Consider the following 16,690-nt stretch of genomic DNA (forward strand, 5'->3'; position numbering starts at 1 on the left):
GATATTTGAGAATTAGAGAAATTCCATAGATAACTGCTTCACCGGGGCAAAGCTCTGCCGATGAATCGGGCTGGGACCCAGCTGCTCCAGAGCCTGCAGATGCGCCCTGGTCGGATAACCTTTGTGCCCGGCCAGGCCGTAACCCGGATACCGGCGGTCCAGCTCCACCATCTCCCGATCCCGGGTCACCTTGGCCAGAATCGACGCGGCGGCGATGGCCGCCACGCGATCGTCCCCCTTGACCACTGTGTCACAGGGATAGTGCCAGTCCGGCTTTTTGTTGCCATCGACGAGAACGAATTCCGGCTGGACTCGCAGCTGCGCCACGGCGCGATGCATGGCCAGCAGACTCGCGTGCAGAATATTGAGCTGGTCGATTTCCGCAACGGTCGCACGCGCTATGGCAAAGCTGAGGGCGCGTTCGCGTATCTGGTCGAACAGCAGCTCGCGTTTCTTTTCACTCAGTTTCTTCGAGTCGGCCAGTCCCTCGATCGGCCTCGCCGGATCGAGGATGACCGCCGCCGCGACCACGTCGCCGGCCAGAGGGCCACGCCCCACCTCATCGACACCCGCGAGCAGCGCTCCTTTATAGGGACAGATATAGGGCGGCAGCGTTGATTTCTTACTCATTGGACTCAATCAATTTGCAGACGGCGTCCGCAGCGCGCTCCGATGCATTGCGACGCAACTGCTGGTGCATTTCATCAAATTCTCGCTGCAACTGATCGCTCAACAGCGGATCATCGAAAAATTGCAGCAGAGCGGCACCGAGATTTTCGGGCGTTGCATCGTCCTGCAGAATCTCCGGCACCAGTTCGCGCTGTGCCAGCAGGTTCGGCAGTGAAACCCAGGGCGTGTGCAGCATGCGCGAGAAAATCGCATAAGAGAGTCTCGCCATCTTGTAGGCGACAACCATCGGCTTCTTCAGCAGCATGGTTTCCAGCGTCGCCGTACCGGACGCGATGAGTACACTGTCGGCAGCGGCCAGGGCTTTGTGCGAGTCTCCGTCAAGCAAGGTCACCGGCAGATCGGTAAAACCCTGGAGATGCACCTTCAGCTCCGCCAGGCGCAGATCATTGGCCGCCGGCAACACGAACTTGAGTTCGGGGCGCCGCTGATAGCACCAGCGCGCGGTCTGCAGAAACAAGGGCCCCAGCAACCGCACTTCCCCGCCGCGACTGCCGGGCAACAGTGCGATCACCTTGTCGCCCTGCGCAAAGCCCAGCTCGCGCCGCGCCCCCGCCATATCCACCTGCAATGGGATTTCATCTGCCAGCGGGTGACCGACAAAGGTAACCGGCACATTGTGCTCGCGGTAAAAGCTCGCCTCAAACGGCAGCAGCGTCAGCATATGGTCCACCGCGCAGGCTATCTTCTTGATGCGCCCGCGGCGCCAGGCCCAGACCGAGGGGCTGACATAGTGCATTGTCGGAATGCCCGCGGACCTGAGGGACTCCTCAAGGGACAGATTAAAGTCCGGCGAATCGATGCCGATAAAGAGATCCGGGGGATTGTCGATAAAATGCTGACGCAGAGTGCGGCGGATTTTCAGTAGTTCCGGCAGGCGCTTGAGCGGCTCCACCAGCCCCATCACTGACAGCCGCTCCATCGGAAACAGGGACTGGGCGCCAAGCGCCAGCATGCGCGGACCGGCAATGCCCTCGACCTGCAACTGTGGATAACGCTTTTGCAGCGCGCCGATCAGGCCGGCACCGAGAATGTCGCCGGAGGCCTCGCCGGCGACTATGCCGATACGTAGCGGCTTTTCGTTAGCTGTCACTCCGCGAAATCCTCTCTTTGTGGGAGCGGCACATGGCCGCGATCAAATCAGGTAGATAACCCCAAGTAAGACCGCGGCCACGGGCGGATGGCCGCCCCGCCGCTCCTACAGGCGCACTGCCAAAATTCTACTTTGATTCAGCGGACAATGCCGCGGGCGGAGGATGTGAGTGAGTCGATCCAGGGTTGCACCACGACAGACTGCTCCCGCAGTTCAGCCAGCGCCTCCAGCGCCTCCTGCATGGTGAGACCACGGCGATAAACAATCTTGTAAGCCTTGTTGATCAAGGCGATGTCATCGCGGGAAAAACCGCGGCGACGCAGGCCTTCGGCGTTGATGGTTTTGGCTTCCGCCGGGTTGCCGGCCACCATCACATAGGCGGGCACATCCTTGCCAATTGCGGCACCCATGCCGGTAAAGGCGTGCTCGCCGATCGTGCAGAACTGATGCACCAGGCTGAATCCGCTGAGAATCGCCCAGTCGCGCACAACCACATGGCCGGCGAGGGCGACATTATTGACAAGGATGGTGTTATTGCCGATGACGCTGTCGTGACCCACGTGGGCATAAGCCATGATCAGGTTGTCGTTGCCGATCGTGGTCTCACCGCGGTCCTGCACTGTTCCGCGGTGGATGGTGACGCCCTCGCGAATCACGTTGTTGTCGCCGATCACCAGGGTGGTGTGCTCACCCCGATACTTCTTATCCGGCGTATCCTGGCCGACAGACGCAAACTGGTAAATGCGGTTGTTCCTGCCGAGCCTGGTAGGCCCGCTCAGCACCACATGGGAGGCGATCTCGCAGCCGTCGCCGATCTCCACTCCCGGCCCCACTACCGTGTATGGACCGACACTCACCCCGGTGCCTATCTTTGCCGATTCGTCGACAATCGCAGTGGGGTGGATATTCGTCTGCATTCTGCGCCCTATTCCTCGAACTTTGGGGTATTCGGCTACTTTAAACGCGAATCAAAAATAAAGGAACCGAATTGGTCACAGGCTGCCACTCCAACCTTCCCAATACTGTCCGCGGTATTCGATCAGACTTTTTTCACCGCGCACAGGACATCGGCGGAAGCGGCCAGTTCACCGTCGACACTCGCCTTGCAGGAGAATTTCCAGATGCTACGACGTTCGGAAACCACCTGGGATTCCAGCTCCAACCGATCGCCCGGAACCACCTGGCGCTTGAAGCGCACATTGTCGATGCCGCCGAAAAGATACAGAAAGCCATCTTCCGGTTTCTGGCCGAGGGTTTTGAATCCGAGAATTCCGGACACCTGCGCCAAGGCCTCGACGATCATGACGCCGGGAAAGATCGGCATTTCGGGAAAATGGCCGTTGAACACTTCCTCATTGATGGAAATGTTCTTGTAGCCCTTGATGTATTTTCCCTCTTCCAGCTCTACAACCCTGTCCACCAGCAAAAACGGATAGCGGTGCGGCAGGTATTGACGAATTTCGCGTACGTCCATCATTTCAAAAGTCCCCAGAAACCACTTCGGGGCGTAAGTGTACTGCTGCACACCTAGGCCCCGAAAACTACAAACCCAATTTGATCGACTCGATGTCGGTTAACTTAATCTTCTGTCCCGTCGCGGCGCGCCAGATCTTCCAGCTGCTTCTCCAGCTCCTTCAGGCGGCGTGCCATCTGGTCCAGCTGACCGTAGCGCACTGCGTTGCGGCGCCAGTTGCGGCTGTCGGAGAAAGGTGTACCACTGGAATAGGAACCGGCACTGTCGATGGACTTGGTCACCAGTGTCCGCGCGGTGATATGACTGCCATCCGCGACAGTGACATGCCCCACCACGCCGGCACCACCGGCCAGTGTGCAGTGCTTGCCGATGACCGCGCTGCCGGCTACCGCCGAACAGGCGGCCATGGCTGAGTAGTCACCAATTTGCACATTGTGCGCGATTTGCACCTGGTTGTCGATCTTGACCCCACGGCCGATCACAGTATTGCCCAGGGCGCCGCGATCGATACAGGAACAGGCCCCGATTTCCACCTCATCGCCGATCTCGACACCGCCCAGCTGGTGGATCTTGATCCACTGCCGCTGGTGCGGTGCGAATCCAAAGCCATCGGCACCGATCACGGCCTGGCTGTGGATAACGCAGTCGCGCCCGATCGAGCAACCGTGGTAGACGATCGCGCCGGGATACAGGCGGGTACCGGCACCAATCTCGGCGCCTTCGCCCACCACGCAGTTGGCACCGATAAGCGCGCCAGCGCCGATTCTGGCCCGGGCCTCGATCACCGCGCCGGCCCCGATACTGGCGGAGGGGTCGACCTCCGCGTCGGGATCCACGGTCGCCGCCGGGTGAATCCCGGGTGCCGGCTGCGGCGCTGTATCAAAGATCGCCGTGGCGCGGGCAAAGGCGTGATAGGGGTTGTCGACGATCAGGGCGGAAACCGGGCACTCGTCTGCGAAATCCGCACTGAGCAATACGGCGCAGGCGCGGGTATCGGCGAGGAAGCGGCGGTAATTCGCGCTGGCGAGAAAACTGACCTGGCCGGCATCGGCGTCCTGCAGCGTATTGAGCCCGGAAACCGGCTGATTGGCGTCAGCTCCGGGCGCCAGGCGCAGTTCGGCGCCCAGCTGCTGCGCCAGCTGGGCGAGGGTTGGCTTGTCTGTCATCAAATAGCGATTTACTTGGCGGCGTTCATGCGCTTGACCACTTCGGGGGTCAAGTCGGTCTTCGGATCGGCGTGGATTGCGGTGTTCGCGTCCAGCACCAGATCCAGCTGCCGCTCCTTGATAACGGCTTCCAGTGCGGTCTTGGCCTTCGGCAGCATAGTCTTCTGAATCTCCTGCCCCACCTGAGCTTCCATTGCGCGCAGCTTCTGCACGGTGCTCTCGAAGTCCGAGCGTTTGAAGTTCATTTTGCGCTGGTGCTCGGCCTTCTGTTCATCGGACCAGGTTACGCCGTTCTTCTGCGCATCTTCCACCATCTTCTGCACTTCGGCGCGGATGGATTCCGCACCACTCTGCAACTTGGCGTATTCGGAGCTGGTTTTCAGCGCGTTGACTTTGGACTTGGCGATCTCGGTGCTCATGATGGCAGCCTGCAGATTGAATACCGCCACCTTGGTCTGCGCCAGCGCGGTACCGGAAAGCATGATCCCAGCGAGCAGGACTGCGGCAATTTTTACACTTTTAAGCACGTCGGATTCTCCATTTTGCTTTATTTTATTTCGCGGCTGATTCACGCTAAATGATCTCGTAGCCGGCCCTAGAAACTGTTCCCCAGTGAGAACTGGAAGACTTCCACTTCATCGTCATCATTTTTCTGCAGCGCCTTGGCCAAACTGAAGGTCAGTGGGCCGAAACCGGTGATCCAGGTCAGACCGACACCCGCAGAAACATTGATTTGATCAAAATCGATATCGTAGCAGTTGAGCTGTGAAATACCACAGTTGGTATCGAATACGTTACCCGCATCGATGAAGAAGGCGGACTGCATCGAACGCTGGTCCTTCACGAAGGGAATCGGGAAGATAATTTCCGCACTGCCCTCTACCAGGATGTTGCCGCCGAACGGATCCGGATCGTTGTCGAATGACTCCGTCACCAGCTGGCCGGTCGTCGGGTCTATCTGGTAACAGGTCTCGGTAAACGATTCGCCATCGGTGGCACAGGGAAGCGGCTGATAGAATGCGGCCGGCGTCGAGCGGGGACCGAGGGTATTGCGCTCGAAGCCGCGCACCGAGCCGAAACCGCCGGCATAGAAGTTCTCGAAGAACGGCATGTCACTGGTATCGCCGTAGCTGTCACCGTAGCCGAGGCGCGTGCGCAAGCGCAGGGTCAGGTCCTTGGTCAGCGGGCGGAAATACTGGCCGGTATAGATGAACTTGTAGTACTCCAGGTCACCCCCCGGCAGCGCGAACTCAAACGACAGCCGCTGGGAAGTCCCGCGGGTGGCGAGGATGCCGCGGTTCAGCGTGGAGCGCGCATAGGAAGTGGTCAGGTTGAAGATATTGAAGTCATCGCCGTTCTGGTCGATAAAGCCATCAAAATTGGTGTTGAGCAGGCTGTTATCCAGAGGCATGGCCAGGTCCAGCGCCTCCCCCTCGGCAAGGGCCGCCCGAATGTCTTCGGACTCCGCCAGCGTTACAGTTGCATCGATGCCCTCGATAGGCACAGGGCTGGCCTTGATTTCCTGCACGGCATAAGAGCCGGTCTGAATGGACAGGTTACTGAAACCGAGATTCAGACCCACGCGGGAGATTTCCGATATCGGGTAGCCAAAGCTGAGGCCGGCGCCGTAGGTATCGGTGGTGTAGCTGGCTACACCGATCTCGGAATAATCGCGTGCCTGGTAGAACACATTGAAGCCGCGGCTCACGCCGTCCGGCGTAAAGTAGGGATCAGTGTAGGAGAAGTTGGCCACCGTCTGGTATTTGGACGTATTCACGGCAAAGCCGACGGACTTACCGGTGCCCAGCCAGTTGTTTTCCTGCACGTTGGCACCGAGCACCAGGCCGCTGTTCTGGGCATAACCCACGGTGCCCCCGATGGTTCCGGACGGCTGCTCCTCCACCGTGTACTCGACGTCGATCTGGTCGGACGTGCCCGGCACTTCGGTGGTTTCAACTTCCACCTCCTTGAAATAACCGAGGCGCTCCAGCCGCACCTTGGACTGCTCAATGCGCGCCGAGGATGCGGAGGCAGATTCCATCTGGCGCATCTCGCGGCGCAGCACCTCATCGGCGGTGCGGGTATTGCCGCGGAAATTGATGCGGCGCACATAGGCGCGCTTGCCCGGATCGATAAAGAAGGTGACCTTTACGGTCTTGTCTTCCTCGTTCGGCTCCGGCATGCCGTTGACCTCGGCAAAAGTGTAACCCTCGTTGCCGAGTCGCTTGGTGATGTAGTCGGAGGTGGTGGTCATCAGCACCTGGGAAAAGGTCTGGCCCTCGCGCACCAGCAACAGGCGCTTGATCTCCTCTTCCGGCACCACCGGGTCGCCGGCCAGATCCACTTCACTCACCGTGTAGACGTCGCCTTCGGTGACGTTGACGGTGATGAATACGCTCTGCTTGTCGGGGCTCAGGGATACCTGGGTGGAGTCAATCTTGAACTCCAGATAGCCGCGGTCCAGGTAGTAGGATTCGAGACGTTCCAGGTCGCCGGTCAGCTTTTCGCGGGAATACTTGTCGTCGCTTCTGAGCCAGGACAGCCAGCCGGTGGTCTGCAGCTCGAAGATCTCCCCCAGTTCCTCGTCGGAGAAAGCCTTGTTGCCGACAATATTGATATGCTTGATCGCGGCGACGGAGCCCTCATCCACGACAACCTTCAACTCCACCTGGTTGCGCGGCAGCTCATTCACTTCGGTCTTGACGCTGGCGCCGTAGCGGCCCTGGGCAACGTACTGGCGCTGCAGCTCCTGAGCCAGGCCCTCGAGCGTGGCGCGCTTGAAGATCTGCCCTTCCGCGAGGCCGTTTTCCTCCATCCCCTTCAACAGGTCTTCGGTCTTGATGGCCTTGTTGCCGGTGATTTCAATTTTGGAGATGGCCGGCCGTTCGCGCACGGTGATAACCAGCACACCGTTCTCGCGACCTATCTGAATATCCTGAAAGTAACCGGTGCGGAACAGCGCGCGGGTGGCGCTCTGAATCTCCAGGCTCTCGATCTGGTCACCCACGCGCACCGGCAGTGCCGCAAACACGGTTCCGGCGGAAACCCGCTGCAGCCCTTCGACGCGGATATCGTTGACCACGAATGACTGGGCAATGGCAGTCAATGGCAGAGCCAGGCCCAGAGAGGCCGCTTTCAGGAAATGATTCATCTACTGTCTGTTCCAGGTTCTTTTATTCGCAATTCCAACTAGTTGGGAGGTAACCTGAGGCTGCCCTCTCCCGCCCCTGCGGGGCACCACAAACTCCCGCCATCCCTGGTGCTCGCCCGCTTCGCGGGCGCCCCTCCGGGCGTTCAAATCGGCTGTCCTACCGATTTGTCCCGCAAGCGGGAGAGGGGAATTTGCTGGCGGCTTCGCCGCGCTATAAACGCAATATGTCGTTATACAGGGCCAGGCCCATGATACCCAGCACCAGCGCCATACCCACCTGCAGTCCGATCATCTGCACCCTCTCCGAAACCGGCGAGCCTTTCACCGCCTCGATGCCGTAATAGAGCAGGTGGCCCCCGTCGAGGACGGGGATCGGCAGCAGGTTGAGCACTCCGAGACTGATACTGAGCAGCGCCAGCAGTGACAGGAACGACTGCCAGCCGGCCTCGGCCGAAGTGCCGGCCACTTTAGCAATGGTGATAGGGCCGCTCAAGTTCTTGGTGGAGAGCTGGCCGAGTACCAGTTTTTTCAGGCTGTTGAGGGTGAACAGGGTCTTGTCCCAGGTCTCCTGCAGCCCCTTGGACAGTGCGCCGGCAACCCCGAAGTGGTAAGTGCGCACTCGCTCTTCCGGCCAGGTCTCGACCACCGGCATGACCCCAAGGCGGCCGATGCGCTCACCGTTGTCCAGCGTCACGGCTTCCGGAGTCACCGGTACCAGCAGCCGCTCGCCATCCCGAATCACCTCTATGCGCAGCTCCTCACCCGCGCGGGCGCGCACATACTGGGTCCAGCTGTCCCAGCCATCGAATGCGTTGCCATCGGTCGCGAGGATTTCATCCCCGGCCCGCAGCCCGCCCCTGTCCGCGGCACTGTCTGGCGTCACCTGCGCCAGGGTCATGGTAATCGACGGCGTCCACAGCTCCAGACCGACCTCCGCCAGCGGATCAGGCACTTCCTGACCGGCCAGCCAGCGATCGATATCGGCCACCATGTGGTATTCGAGCTCGGAATCCGGATAGCGTACGGAGAACTCGATCGAGCCGGTGTCGCCGAGCCGGTTCGCCAGCTGCCAGTTCAGCGCCTGCCAGGTTGGCGTCTCCTCGCCGTCGATGGCAATAATTTCCTGCCCGGCTTCCAGGCCGGCGCGCGCGGCAATACTGCCGGGCTCCACCGACTCGACGATGGGTACCGGCCCCGCGGTACCGCCCATGAACACGAACCAGAACAGCACGATCGCCAGCAGGAAATTCGCCACCGGCCCCGCGGCGGCAATAGCGATTCGCGCCCAGACGCTTTTGCGGTTGAACGCCTGGTGCAACTGATCCTGCGGCACCGCGCCCTCGCGCTCGTCCAGCATCTTGACGTAACCGCCGAGAGGGATCGCGGAAATCGTGAACTCGGTACCGTGTCGGTCATAGCGGGACAGCAGGCGGCGGCCAAAGCCCACCGAGAAGCGCAGCACCTTGACCCCGCACAGGCGCGCGACCAGGAAGTGGCCAAACTCGTGGAATGACACCAGCACGCCGAGGGCGACCAGGGCCCAGATTACCGTCTGTACAAAATCCATACTCAATTACAAATTCTTGCCGTTGCGAAATATGCCGGCCATTGTACGATCTCTGCGGCGGCTAGAGTGCACCCAGCACCCGCTGCGCCAGCTGCCGCGCGTTCCGATCCGCAGTTTCGACTGCGTCCAGCCCGGTCAGTTCAACCGCCTGCGCGCTTTTCACCACCCGCTCAATGACTGCGGCAATGCTAGTAAACGCCAGCCGCCCCTGTAAAAAGGCCTCCACCGCCACCTCATTGGCGGCATTCAGCACGGTCGGCGCACTGCCGCCGGCGTCCATGGCCTCCCGCGCCAGGCGCAGGCAGGGGAAACGCTGCACATCCGGCGCCTCGAAGTCCAGCCGCCCCTGGGCGATCAGGTCCAGCCCCGCCACACCGCTGTCGATGCGTTCGGGGAATGCCAGCGCGTGGGCGATCGGCGTGCGCATATCCGGATTGCCCATCTGGGCCAGCAGCGAGCCGTCCCTGTACTGCACCATCGAGTGCACGATGCTCTGCGGATGCACCACCACCTCGATCTGCTCTGGGCGCGCATTGAACAGCAGGCAGGCCTCGATGAACTCGAGCCCCTTATTCATCATGGTGGCGGAATCCACCGAGATCTTGCGCCCCATGGACCAGTTGGGGTGGGCGCAGGCCTCGTCCGGGGTGACCCGGTGCAGCTCGCTCACTGCGCGGGCGCGGAAGGGTCCCCCGGAACCGGTCAGCAGGATCTTTTCGACCCCCGCACTCTCGAGGCTTGCGCAGGGCTGCGGCAGGCACTGGAATATCGCATTGTGCTCACTGTCGATCGGCAGCAATTGTGCGCCGCTGACGGCCAGCGCCCGCTGGAAAACGGGCCCCGCCATGACGAGTGCCTCTTTGTTGGCGAGCAGCACTTTTTTGCCCGCCGCCACCGCCGCCAGTGTCGGGCGCAGCCCGGCGGCGCCGACGATGGCTGCCATCACCGTGTCCACAGCCGCATCGGACGCCACCTGGCAGAGACCTTCGACGCCCCAGAGGATCTCGGTGGACAAATCGCCACCGGCGAGCAATTCGCGCAGTTCCGCGGCCTTACTCTCGCTCGCCACTACCGCAAATTTCGGCGCAAAGCGGCGGCACTGCTGCGCCAGCTCGGCAATGCGCTCGCGCGCGGTCAGGGCGTATATGGAGTAGCGCTGCGGGTGCCGCGCCAGCACGTCGAGCGTGCTGACGCCGATGGACCCGGTGGAACCGAGGACAGTGACGGATTGCTGTTGCATGGATTGCATAGGCTCGTGTTATACCTCTCGGGCCTCGGTCTCGGCCGACCCCCTGTTGCGGGTATCGCGCGGAGATTCGCAGTTACAGGTACTTCGGCAGTTCACTGGCCAGCGCGGCCATGGTAAACACCGGCAGCGCGGCCGAGAGGCTGTCCAGCCGATCCAGTATGCCGCCGTGGCCCGGCAGCATATGACTGCTGTCCTTGATGCCGCGGTGGCGCTTGAACATGCTCTCAACCAGGTCGCCAATCACCGACGCCAGGGCCGTCACCAGGATTCCGAAGGAAAAGAGCAGTGTATTTTTGAGGGGCAGCTCAAGCAGCAGGGAAACGCCCAGGGCCAGGATCAGGCAGGCGCCGAGGCCACCGAAGAAGCCCTCCCAGGACTTGCCCGGGCTAACTTCCCGCGCCAGTTTGTGCTTGCCGTACTTGCGGCCGACAAAATAGGCACCCACGTCCGCGGCCACCACCACCGCGACCACAAACAGCACCAGCCAGGCGCCGTGCTCCTGACCGCGCAGAATCACCATCGACAGCCACGCAGGCACCAGCACCACCAACCCGATGAGTCCCCGCGCCCAGCGGTTGCCCCACAGCATGGCGCTGGCCGGATAGCTCTGCACCCACAGGAAGGCCAGCGCCCACCAGCCGCAAGCCACCGCCAGTATCTGGCGCGCGCGATCGGTGTCGGGCGCGGCGAAATCCATCGCGAAAACATATTGGGCTGTACCGATCAGCGCGGCGCCGAGGGCGGCGAGAAACACGAAGCGCAGGGCGCGATTGAGATTGGACAGGTTCGCCCACTCCCAGCCACCGAGCAGGATGACCGCTACGGTGACCAGGGAAAACCACTGAATGGGAAGCAGAAACAGCGCCCCGAGAAACAGAGCCACCAATACCAGCGCAGTAATTATTCTTTGTTTTAGCACCGTAAAACCCTTTTATCTGGTTCCATACCCTTTTCTGCCTCTCGCGGGCGGATCAAGGGTACAAGATATTGTTGTTCCGGAAAATTTTTCCGCGATGGCGATCGCGCGCTGCGCCGTGCTAACGGCGCGACAATCAGGCCTGCGCCGCGATTCCACCCTCATTGCGGCCACCGAAGCGGCGGTCGCGCTGGCGGTAGGCCGCGATAGCCGCATCCAGCGCGCTCTCGCCAAAATCGGGCCACAGCGTATCCGTGAAGTAGAATTCGCTGTAGGCGGCCTGCCACAAAATAAAGTTGCTGATGCGCTGTTCGCCGCTGGTGCGGATCAGCAGGTCCACCGGCGGCAGATCCGCCAGCTGCATATGGTCGCCGAGCGCCTGCTCGGTAATGGACTCGGGCGAGCGCAAGCCAGCCGCGACCTCTTCGGCCAGCGCCCGTGCGGCCTGGGCGATATCCCACTGACCGCCGTAGTCAGCGGCGATTACCAGATTGCCGCCCGCCCCTTCCCGGGTGATTTCTTCCGCTTCGACAATGGCGCGCTGCAGCCGCGGAGAGAAGCGGTCTCTGCGGCCGATAACCCGCAGACGCACCCCCTCTTCCCGCATGCGCTGGGCCTCCTTGCGCAGGTAGGAGTGGAACAGGCTCATCAGCAGCTCCACCTCCTTGGGCGGGCGCTGCCAGTTTTCACTGGAAAATGCGAACAGTGTGAGCGCCTCGACGCCGCGATCCCTGCATGCTTCGATCAGATCGCGAATGCGCTCGACGCCGGCCTTATGGCCGGCGGAGGGGGGCAAACCGCGACGGGCAGCCCAGCGCCCGTTGCCATCCATGATGATGGCAACATGGCGGGGATTGTGGCGCGGGCCGGGAGCGCTCAACTCGGTACCACCGGCGCTCATCAGATTTCCATCAGATCTTTTTCTTTCGCTGCCAGCGCCTTGTCGACTTCGGCAACATACTGGTCGGTGATCTTCTGAATATCGTCGCCCGCACGGCGCTCGTCGTCCTCGGAGATCTGCTTGTCCTTCTCCAGGGCTTTAATTTCCGCCAGCGCATCGCGACGGATATTGCGGATGGAGACCCGCGCGGTCTCCGCTTCGCCCCTGGCCTGGCGGATAAAATTCTTGCGGGTTTCCTCGGTCAGCATCGGCATCGGGATGCGAATCACGGAACCGGCAGTGCTCGGATTCAGGCCGAGATCGGACTTCATGATGGCCTTCTCTATATCCGGCACCAGATTCTTTTCCCACGGTGTGACGGCCAGGGTGCGCGCGTCTTCCACCGTGACATTGGCCACCTGCGACAGCGGCGTATCAGAACCGTAATAGGAGATATGGATGCCGTCGAGGATGCTCGGGTGCGCGCGACCGGTGCGGATCTTATTGAAGTTGCTGCCCAGCGCATCGAGCGCTTTGCTCATGCGCGTTTTAGCGTCTTTTTTGATGTCTTCAATCACTGTTTCACTTCCTCTTCAATTAGCGTGCCCTCTTCGCCGCCCACGACAATATTGAGCAGCGCGCCGGCCTTGTCCATGCGAAATACCCGCACGGGCATGTTGTGCTCGCGGCACAGGCAGATTGCGGTTAAATCCATTACCCCGAGCTTTTTGTCCAGCACCTCGTCATAGGTCAGCTGGTCGTAGCGGGTCGCCGTCGGGTCGAGTACCGGGTCGGCAGAATAGACGCCGTCCACCTTGGTGGCCTTCAGTACCAGCTCGGCGTCGATTTCAATCCCGCGCAGACAGGCGGCAGAGTCGGTCGTAAAGAAGGGGTTGCCGGTACCAGCGGCAAAAATCAGCACCTCGCCCCGCTCCAGGTGGCGAATGGCCGCGCGGCGATCGTAGTGGTCGACGATACCGCTCATCTGGATCGCGGACATCACGCGGGAGGAAATATTGGAGCGCTCCAGTGCGTCGCGCAGGGCCAGCGCATTCATCACGGTAGCCAGCATCCCCATATGGTCGCCGGTAACGCGGTCGAGACCCGCCGCATTCAGCGCGGCGCCGCGAAACAGGTTGCCGCCGCCAACCACCAGACCAACCTGCACCCCGATACCCACCAGCTGACCGATCTCCAGCGCCATCTTGTCCAGCACCTTGGGGCTTATGCCGAAGCCCTGGTCGCCCATCAGCTCCTCGCCACTGAGCTTTAACAGGATTCGCTTGTACTTGCGATCTTTAACACCGGGCATCCATTGATCCTCATATAGCACTGGCGGGGTTTGACGCCGAACATTACAACAATTTCGGTCATTTACACAGAGGGGTGCCCCGCTGCAGCCCTGCCGAGCCCACCGGAAGCACCCCGCTGTGAACGGGCGCCCGCGGGCACCCGGCTATAGGTGATCAGGAAGAGGATTTGACCTGCGCGGCAACTTCCGCGGCGAAATCCACCTCTTCCTTCTCGATACCTTCGCCCACTTCAAAGCGGACAAAGGAAACCACGTCGGCACCGTTATCCTTGACCAGTTTGCCAACGGTCACGTCCGGGTTCTTGACGAACGGCTGCTCCACCAGGCTGTTTTCCTTCAGGAACTTGTTGATACGGCCACCCATCATCTTCTCGACGATCTCGGCGGGCTTGCCTTCCATATCCGGCTGCGCCTTGATGATTTCCTTTTCCTTCTCCAGCACTTCAGCCGACATATCTTCCGGCTTGTTCACCTGCGGGTTCACCGCGGCTACGTGCATGGCCACATCTTTGGCCAGTTCCATTTCGCCGCCGCTCAGCGCGACCAGCACGGCGATGCGGCTGTTGGAGTGCACGTAGGCACCAACCACCGGCGCCTCTACCAGCTGTACGCGACGCACGCCGATGTTCTCGCCGATCTTCTGCACCAGCGCTTCGCGAGCGGACTCCAGCTCGCCTTCCATCAGCGCGGCAACGTCCTGCTGGCGGTCGGTGAAGGCCTTGTCCACGACCTTGGCCACAAAAGCCTGGAAGTTGTCGTCGCGGGCAACAAAGTCGGTCTCGGAGTTGACTTCTACCAGCACACCGTAGCTGCCGTCTTCAGCCACTTTCGCGGCAACGATGCCGTCAGCGGCGGTGCGGCCGGCTTTTTTCGCCGCTTTCAGGCCGGAGGCCTTGCGCAGATCTTCAATCGCTTTTTCGATATCGCCGTCCGCCTCGGTCAGTGCTTTCTTGCACTCCATCATCGGCAGGCCGGTGCGCTCGCGCAGTTCTTTTACCATAGACGCGGTAATCGCCATGATTCAATCCTCGGAGTTCTGTCACTAGAAAATTAGAAAAAAGGGGCCGATCGTGGGGCCCCTTTTCGAGTTCGCAGGAGTGTAACGACTCTGTGTTACACCACTGGTCCTCTGTTAAACCACTGTGCGACTCGGTTTATCAGGAGTCAGCAGCGGCTTCGTCGTCGCTGGCCTCGACGTACTCGTTCTTGACCGCGCTGCCACCGGCTTCGGAGGCACCGGCAATCACGGCGTCTGCCACTGCGGTGGTGTACAGCTTGATCGCGCGGATAGCGTCGTCATTGCCCGGAATCACGTAGTCAACGCCGGCCGGATCGCTGTTGGTATCGACCACGCCGATCACCGGGATACCCAGCTTGTTGGCTTCCTGGATCGCGATGCGCTCGTGCTCCACGTCGATCACGAACAGCGCGTCCGGCAGGCCACCCATATTCTTGATACCACCGATGGAGCGCTCGAGCTTCTCCATGGTGCGAGTGCGCATCAGCGCCTCTTTCTTGGTCAGCTTGTCGAAGGTGCCGTCCTGGGACTGGGTCTCCAGGTCGCGCAGGCGCTTGATGGAAGCGCGGATGGTCTTGTAGTTGGTGAGCATACCGCCCAGCCAGCGGTTGCTGACGAAGGGCTGACCTGCACGCTCGGCCTGCTCCTGGATGGATTTCTGTGCGGCGCGCTTGGTGCCGACGAACAGAATCTTCTTCTTCTGAGCGGCCATCCCCTTGATCACCTGCAGGGACTCATTGAAGGCCGGTACAGTGTGCTCCAGGTTGATGATGTGAATCTTGTTGCGGGCGCCAAAGATGAATTGACCCATCTTCGGGTTCCAGTAGCGGGTCTGGTGACCGAAATGGACACCAGCCTGCAGCATATCGCGCATGCTGACTTGCGGCATAAGTAAAACCTCTAATTGTACGGGTTAGTCCTCCACACATCCCATGTATCAACCCCAGCTCTTGGTAAAGAGACGAGGCACCCAGACACATGTGTCGATGCGTGTGCGGCTTTGATTAGGCTCCGGGAGCAGCCCGAAGCGGCGCGCTTTATACCACAAGCAGCGGCCAGTGGCCAGTGGTTGGCGACAAGCGGGCAATGGGCAAGTCCCGGCCACGCGCCACTGATCACCGACCACTAACCATGCATAATCAGCTACAATAGCGCGCCTTTGCGGGCCGCGCCCGCTTTCACCCGACCATCCAAGCCAGGGACACGCATGAGTTCAGCCATCAAGACACCAGAACAGATCGCCAAGATGCGCATCGCGGGCCGTATGGCCGCGGAGGTACTGGAAATGATAGGCGAATATGTGGTTCCCGGCGTCTCCACCGAGGAGTTGGACCAGCGCTGCCACGACCATATAGTCAACGTGCAGAAGGCCATCCCGGCCTGCCTCGGCTACCGCGGCTTCCCCAAATCCATCTGCACCTCGGTCAACGAGGTGGTCTGCCACGGTATTCCGTCGGAGAACAAGATCCTGAAGAAGGGCGACATCATCAATATCGATGTCACCGTGATCAAAGACGGCTGGTACGGCGACACCAGCAAGATGTACTTCGTCGGCGAGCCGGCGCCCCACGCCGAGCGCCTGGTGAAGGTGACCCAGGAGTGCCTGTACAAGGCCATAGAAATCGTGCGCCCGGGCACGACCCTCGGCGATATCGGCCACGTGATCCAACAGCACGCCGAGAAGAACTACTACTCAGTGGTGCGCGACTTCTGCGGCCACGGCATCGGCGACGTATTCCACGAGGATCCGCAGGTACTCCACTACGGCAGGCCCGGCACCGGCGACGTATTGAAGGAAGGCATGACCTTCACCATCGAGCCGATGATCAACGCCGGTAAGGCCGCCACCCGCGTGCTCGGCGACGGCTGGACCGCGATCACCAAGGACCGCCGCCTGTCCGCCCAGTGGGAGCACACCATGGCGGTGACTAGCGACGGGGTGGAAGTGCTGACGGCGCGCAGCGAAGAGAATTTTTAGGCTGAAGGTCCGTTAAGGTAATTTATTGTACCGACACCGGAGTTCTGTGATGACTCTGGGTTCGGAGTACTCCGCAGCAGGCACTGTGGCGGCCCTGCTACCGGGAATGGGTTCCGGGACACGCCGTGAACCCATCCATGGGCGCTTGTCTGCGAGGCCCCTCTCGCAGACAGTCCCTACACCCATTCCCGGCAAGCAG

General features: G+C 60.9%; 16 protein-coding genes. 1 reads left to right on the top strand and 15 read right to left on the bottom strand.

The features are described from left to right. Positions 1-12 precede the first annotated feature (12 nt). From rnhB to rpsB, 15 genes are all read right to left on the bottom strand, one after another. Complete coding sequence (gene rnhB, locus RRF64_RS05450; protein ID WP_323844807.1) at positions 13-630, bottom strand: ribonuclease HII; 618 nt, start codon at positions 628-630, stop codon at positions 13-15. After that, a complete protein-coding gene (gene lpxB, locus RRF64_RS05455; RefSeq protein ID WP_323844808.1) occupies positions 623-1,780 on the bottom strand; it encodes a lipid-A-disaccharide synthase in 1,158 nt (385 codons plus the stop codon). Before lpxB ends, rnhB begins: the two co-directional genes overlap by 8 nt. 137 nt (positions 1,781-1,917) lie before the next feature. Beyond that, on the bottom strand, positions 1,918-2,697 hold the full coding sequence (gene lpxA, locus RRF64_RS05460; protein WP_323844809.1) for an acyl-ACP--UDP-N-acetylglucosamine O-acyltransferase: 780 nt from the start codon (positions 2,695-2,697) through the stop codon (positions 1,918-1,920). A gap of 122 nt (positions 2,698-2,819) precedes the next feature. Further along, positions 2,820-3,257, bottom strand: a complete 438-nt coding sequence (gene fabZ, locus RRF64_RS05465) for a 3-hydroxyacyl-ACP dehydratase FabZ (protein WP_323844810.1) — start codon at positions 3,255-3,257, stop codon at positions 2,820-2,822. A gap of 101 nt (positions 3,258-3,358) precedes the next feature. Continuing rightward, entirely contained in the window at positions 3,359-4,420 is a 1,062-nt protein-coding gene (gene lpxD, locus RRF64_RS05470; RefSeq protein WP_323844811.1) for a UDP-3-O-(3-hydroxymyristoyl)glucosamine N-acyltransferase, read from the bottom strand. 11 nt (positions 4,421-4,431) lie between these two features. Next, on the bottom strand, positions 4,432-4,947 hold the full coding sequence (locus RRF64_RS05475; protein ID WP_323844812.1) for an OmpH/Skp family outer membrane protein: 516 nt from the start codon (positions 4,945-4,947) through the stop codon (positions 4,432-4,434). 68 nt (positions 4,948-5,015) lie between these two features. Then, positions 5,016-7,571, bottom strand: coding sequence for an outer membrane protein assembly factor BamA (bamA, locus tag RRF64_RS05480; RefSeq protein WP_323844813.1), 2,556 nt, complete (start codon positions 7,569-7,571; stop codon positions 5,016-5,018). A 211-nt stretch (positions 7,572-7,782) separates the two neighbouring features. Then, positions 7,783-9,138: an RIP metalloprotease RseP gene (gene rseP, locus RRF64_RS05485; protein WP_323845599.1), complete on the bottom strand. Its 1,356-nt coding sequence runs from the start codon at positions 9,136-9,138 to the stop codon at positions 7,783-7,785. A 61-nt stretch (positions 9,139-9,199) separates the two neighbouring features. Next, on the bottom strand, positions 9,200-10,387 hold the full coding sequence (gene ispC / locus RRF64_RS05490) for a 1-deoxy-D-xylulose-5-phosphate reductoisomerase (protein ID WP_323844814.1): 1,188 nt from the start codon (positions 10,385-10,387) through the stop codon (positions 9,200-9,202). Between the two features lie 73 nt (positions 10,388-10,460). Then, positions 10,461-11,306 carry a phosphatidate cytidylyltransferase gene (locus RRF64_RS05495; RefSeq protein WP_323844815.1) on the bottom strand — a complete coding sequence of 282 codons (846 nt, stop codon included), beginning with the start codon at positions 11,304-11,306 and terminating at the stop codon, positions 10,461-10,463. 133 nt (positions 11,307-11,439) lie between these two features. Continuing rightward, positions 11,440-12,204 (bottom strand): polyprenyl diphosphate synthase, encoded by a 765-nt coding sequence (gene uppS / locus RRF64_RS05500; protein WP_323844816.1) that lies wholly within the window; start codon positions 12,202-12,204, stop codon positions 11,440-11,442. Then, positions 12,204-12,761 (bottom strand): ribosome recycling factor, encoded by a 558-nt coding sequence (gene frr / locus RRF64_RS05505; RefSeq protein WP_323844817.1) that lies wholly within the window; start codon positions 12,759-12,761, stop codon positions 12,204-12,206. Before frr ends, uppS begins: the two co-directional genes overlap by 1 nt. Continuing rightward, positions 12,758-13,495, bottom strand: a complete 738-nt coding sequence (pyrH, locus tag RRF64_RS05510) for a UMP kinase (RefSeq protein ID WP_323844818.1) — start codon at positions 13,493-13,495, stop codon at positions 12,758-12,760. Before pyrH ends, frr begins: the two co-directional genes overlap by 4 nt. 154 nt (positions 13,496-13,649) lie before the next feature. Beyond that, complete coding sequence (gene tsf / locus RRF64_RS05515; RefSeq protein WP_323844819.1) at positions 13,650-14,513, bottom strand: translation elongation factor Ts; 864 nt, start codon at positions 14,511-14,513, stop codon at positions 13,650-13,652. A 139-nt stretch (positions 14,514-14,652) separates the two neighbouring features. Next, the gene (gene rpsB / locus RRF64_RS05520) at positions 14,653-15,402 is read right to left on the bottom strand and encodes a 30S ribosomal protein S2 (protein ID WP_323844820.1); all 750 of its coding nucleotides are present in this window, start codon (positions 15,400-15,402) and stop codon (positions 14,653-14,655) included. Between the two features lie 318 nt (positions 15,403-15,720). On the opposite strand from rpsB, the gene map reads away from it, so the two are divergent. After that, positions 15,721-16,491: a type I methionyl aminopeptidase gene (map, locus tag RRF64_RS05525; protein ID WP_323844821.1), complete on the top strand. Its 771-nt coding sequence runs from the start codon at positions 15,721-15,723 to the stop codon at positions 16,489-16,491. Positions 16,492-16,690 lie beyond the last annotated feature (199 nt).

Origin of the sequence: Microbulbifer magnicolonia (genome assembly GCF_035117725.1) — a bacterium.
GTDB lineage: Bacteria > Pseudomonadota > Gammaproteobacteria > Pseudomonadales > Cellvibrionaceae > Microbulbifer > Microbulbifer magnicolonia.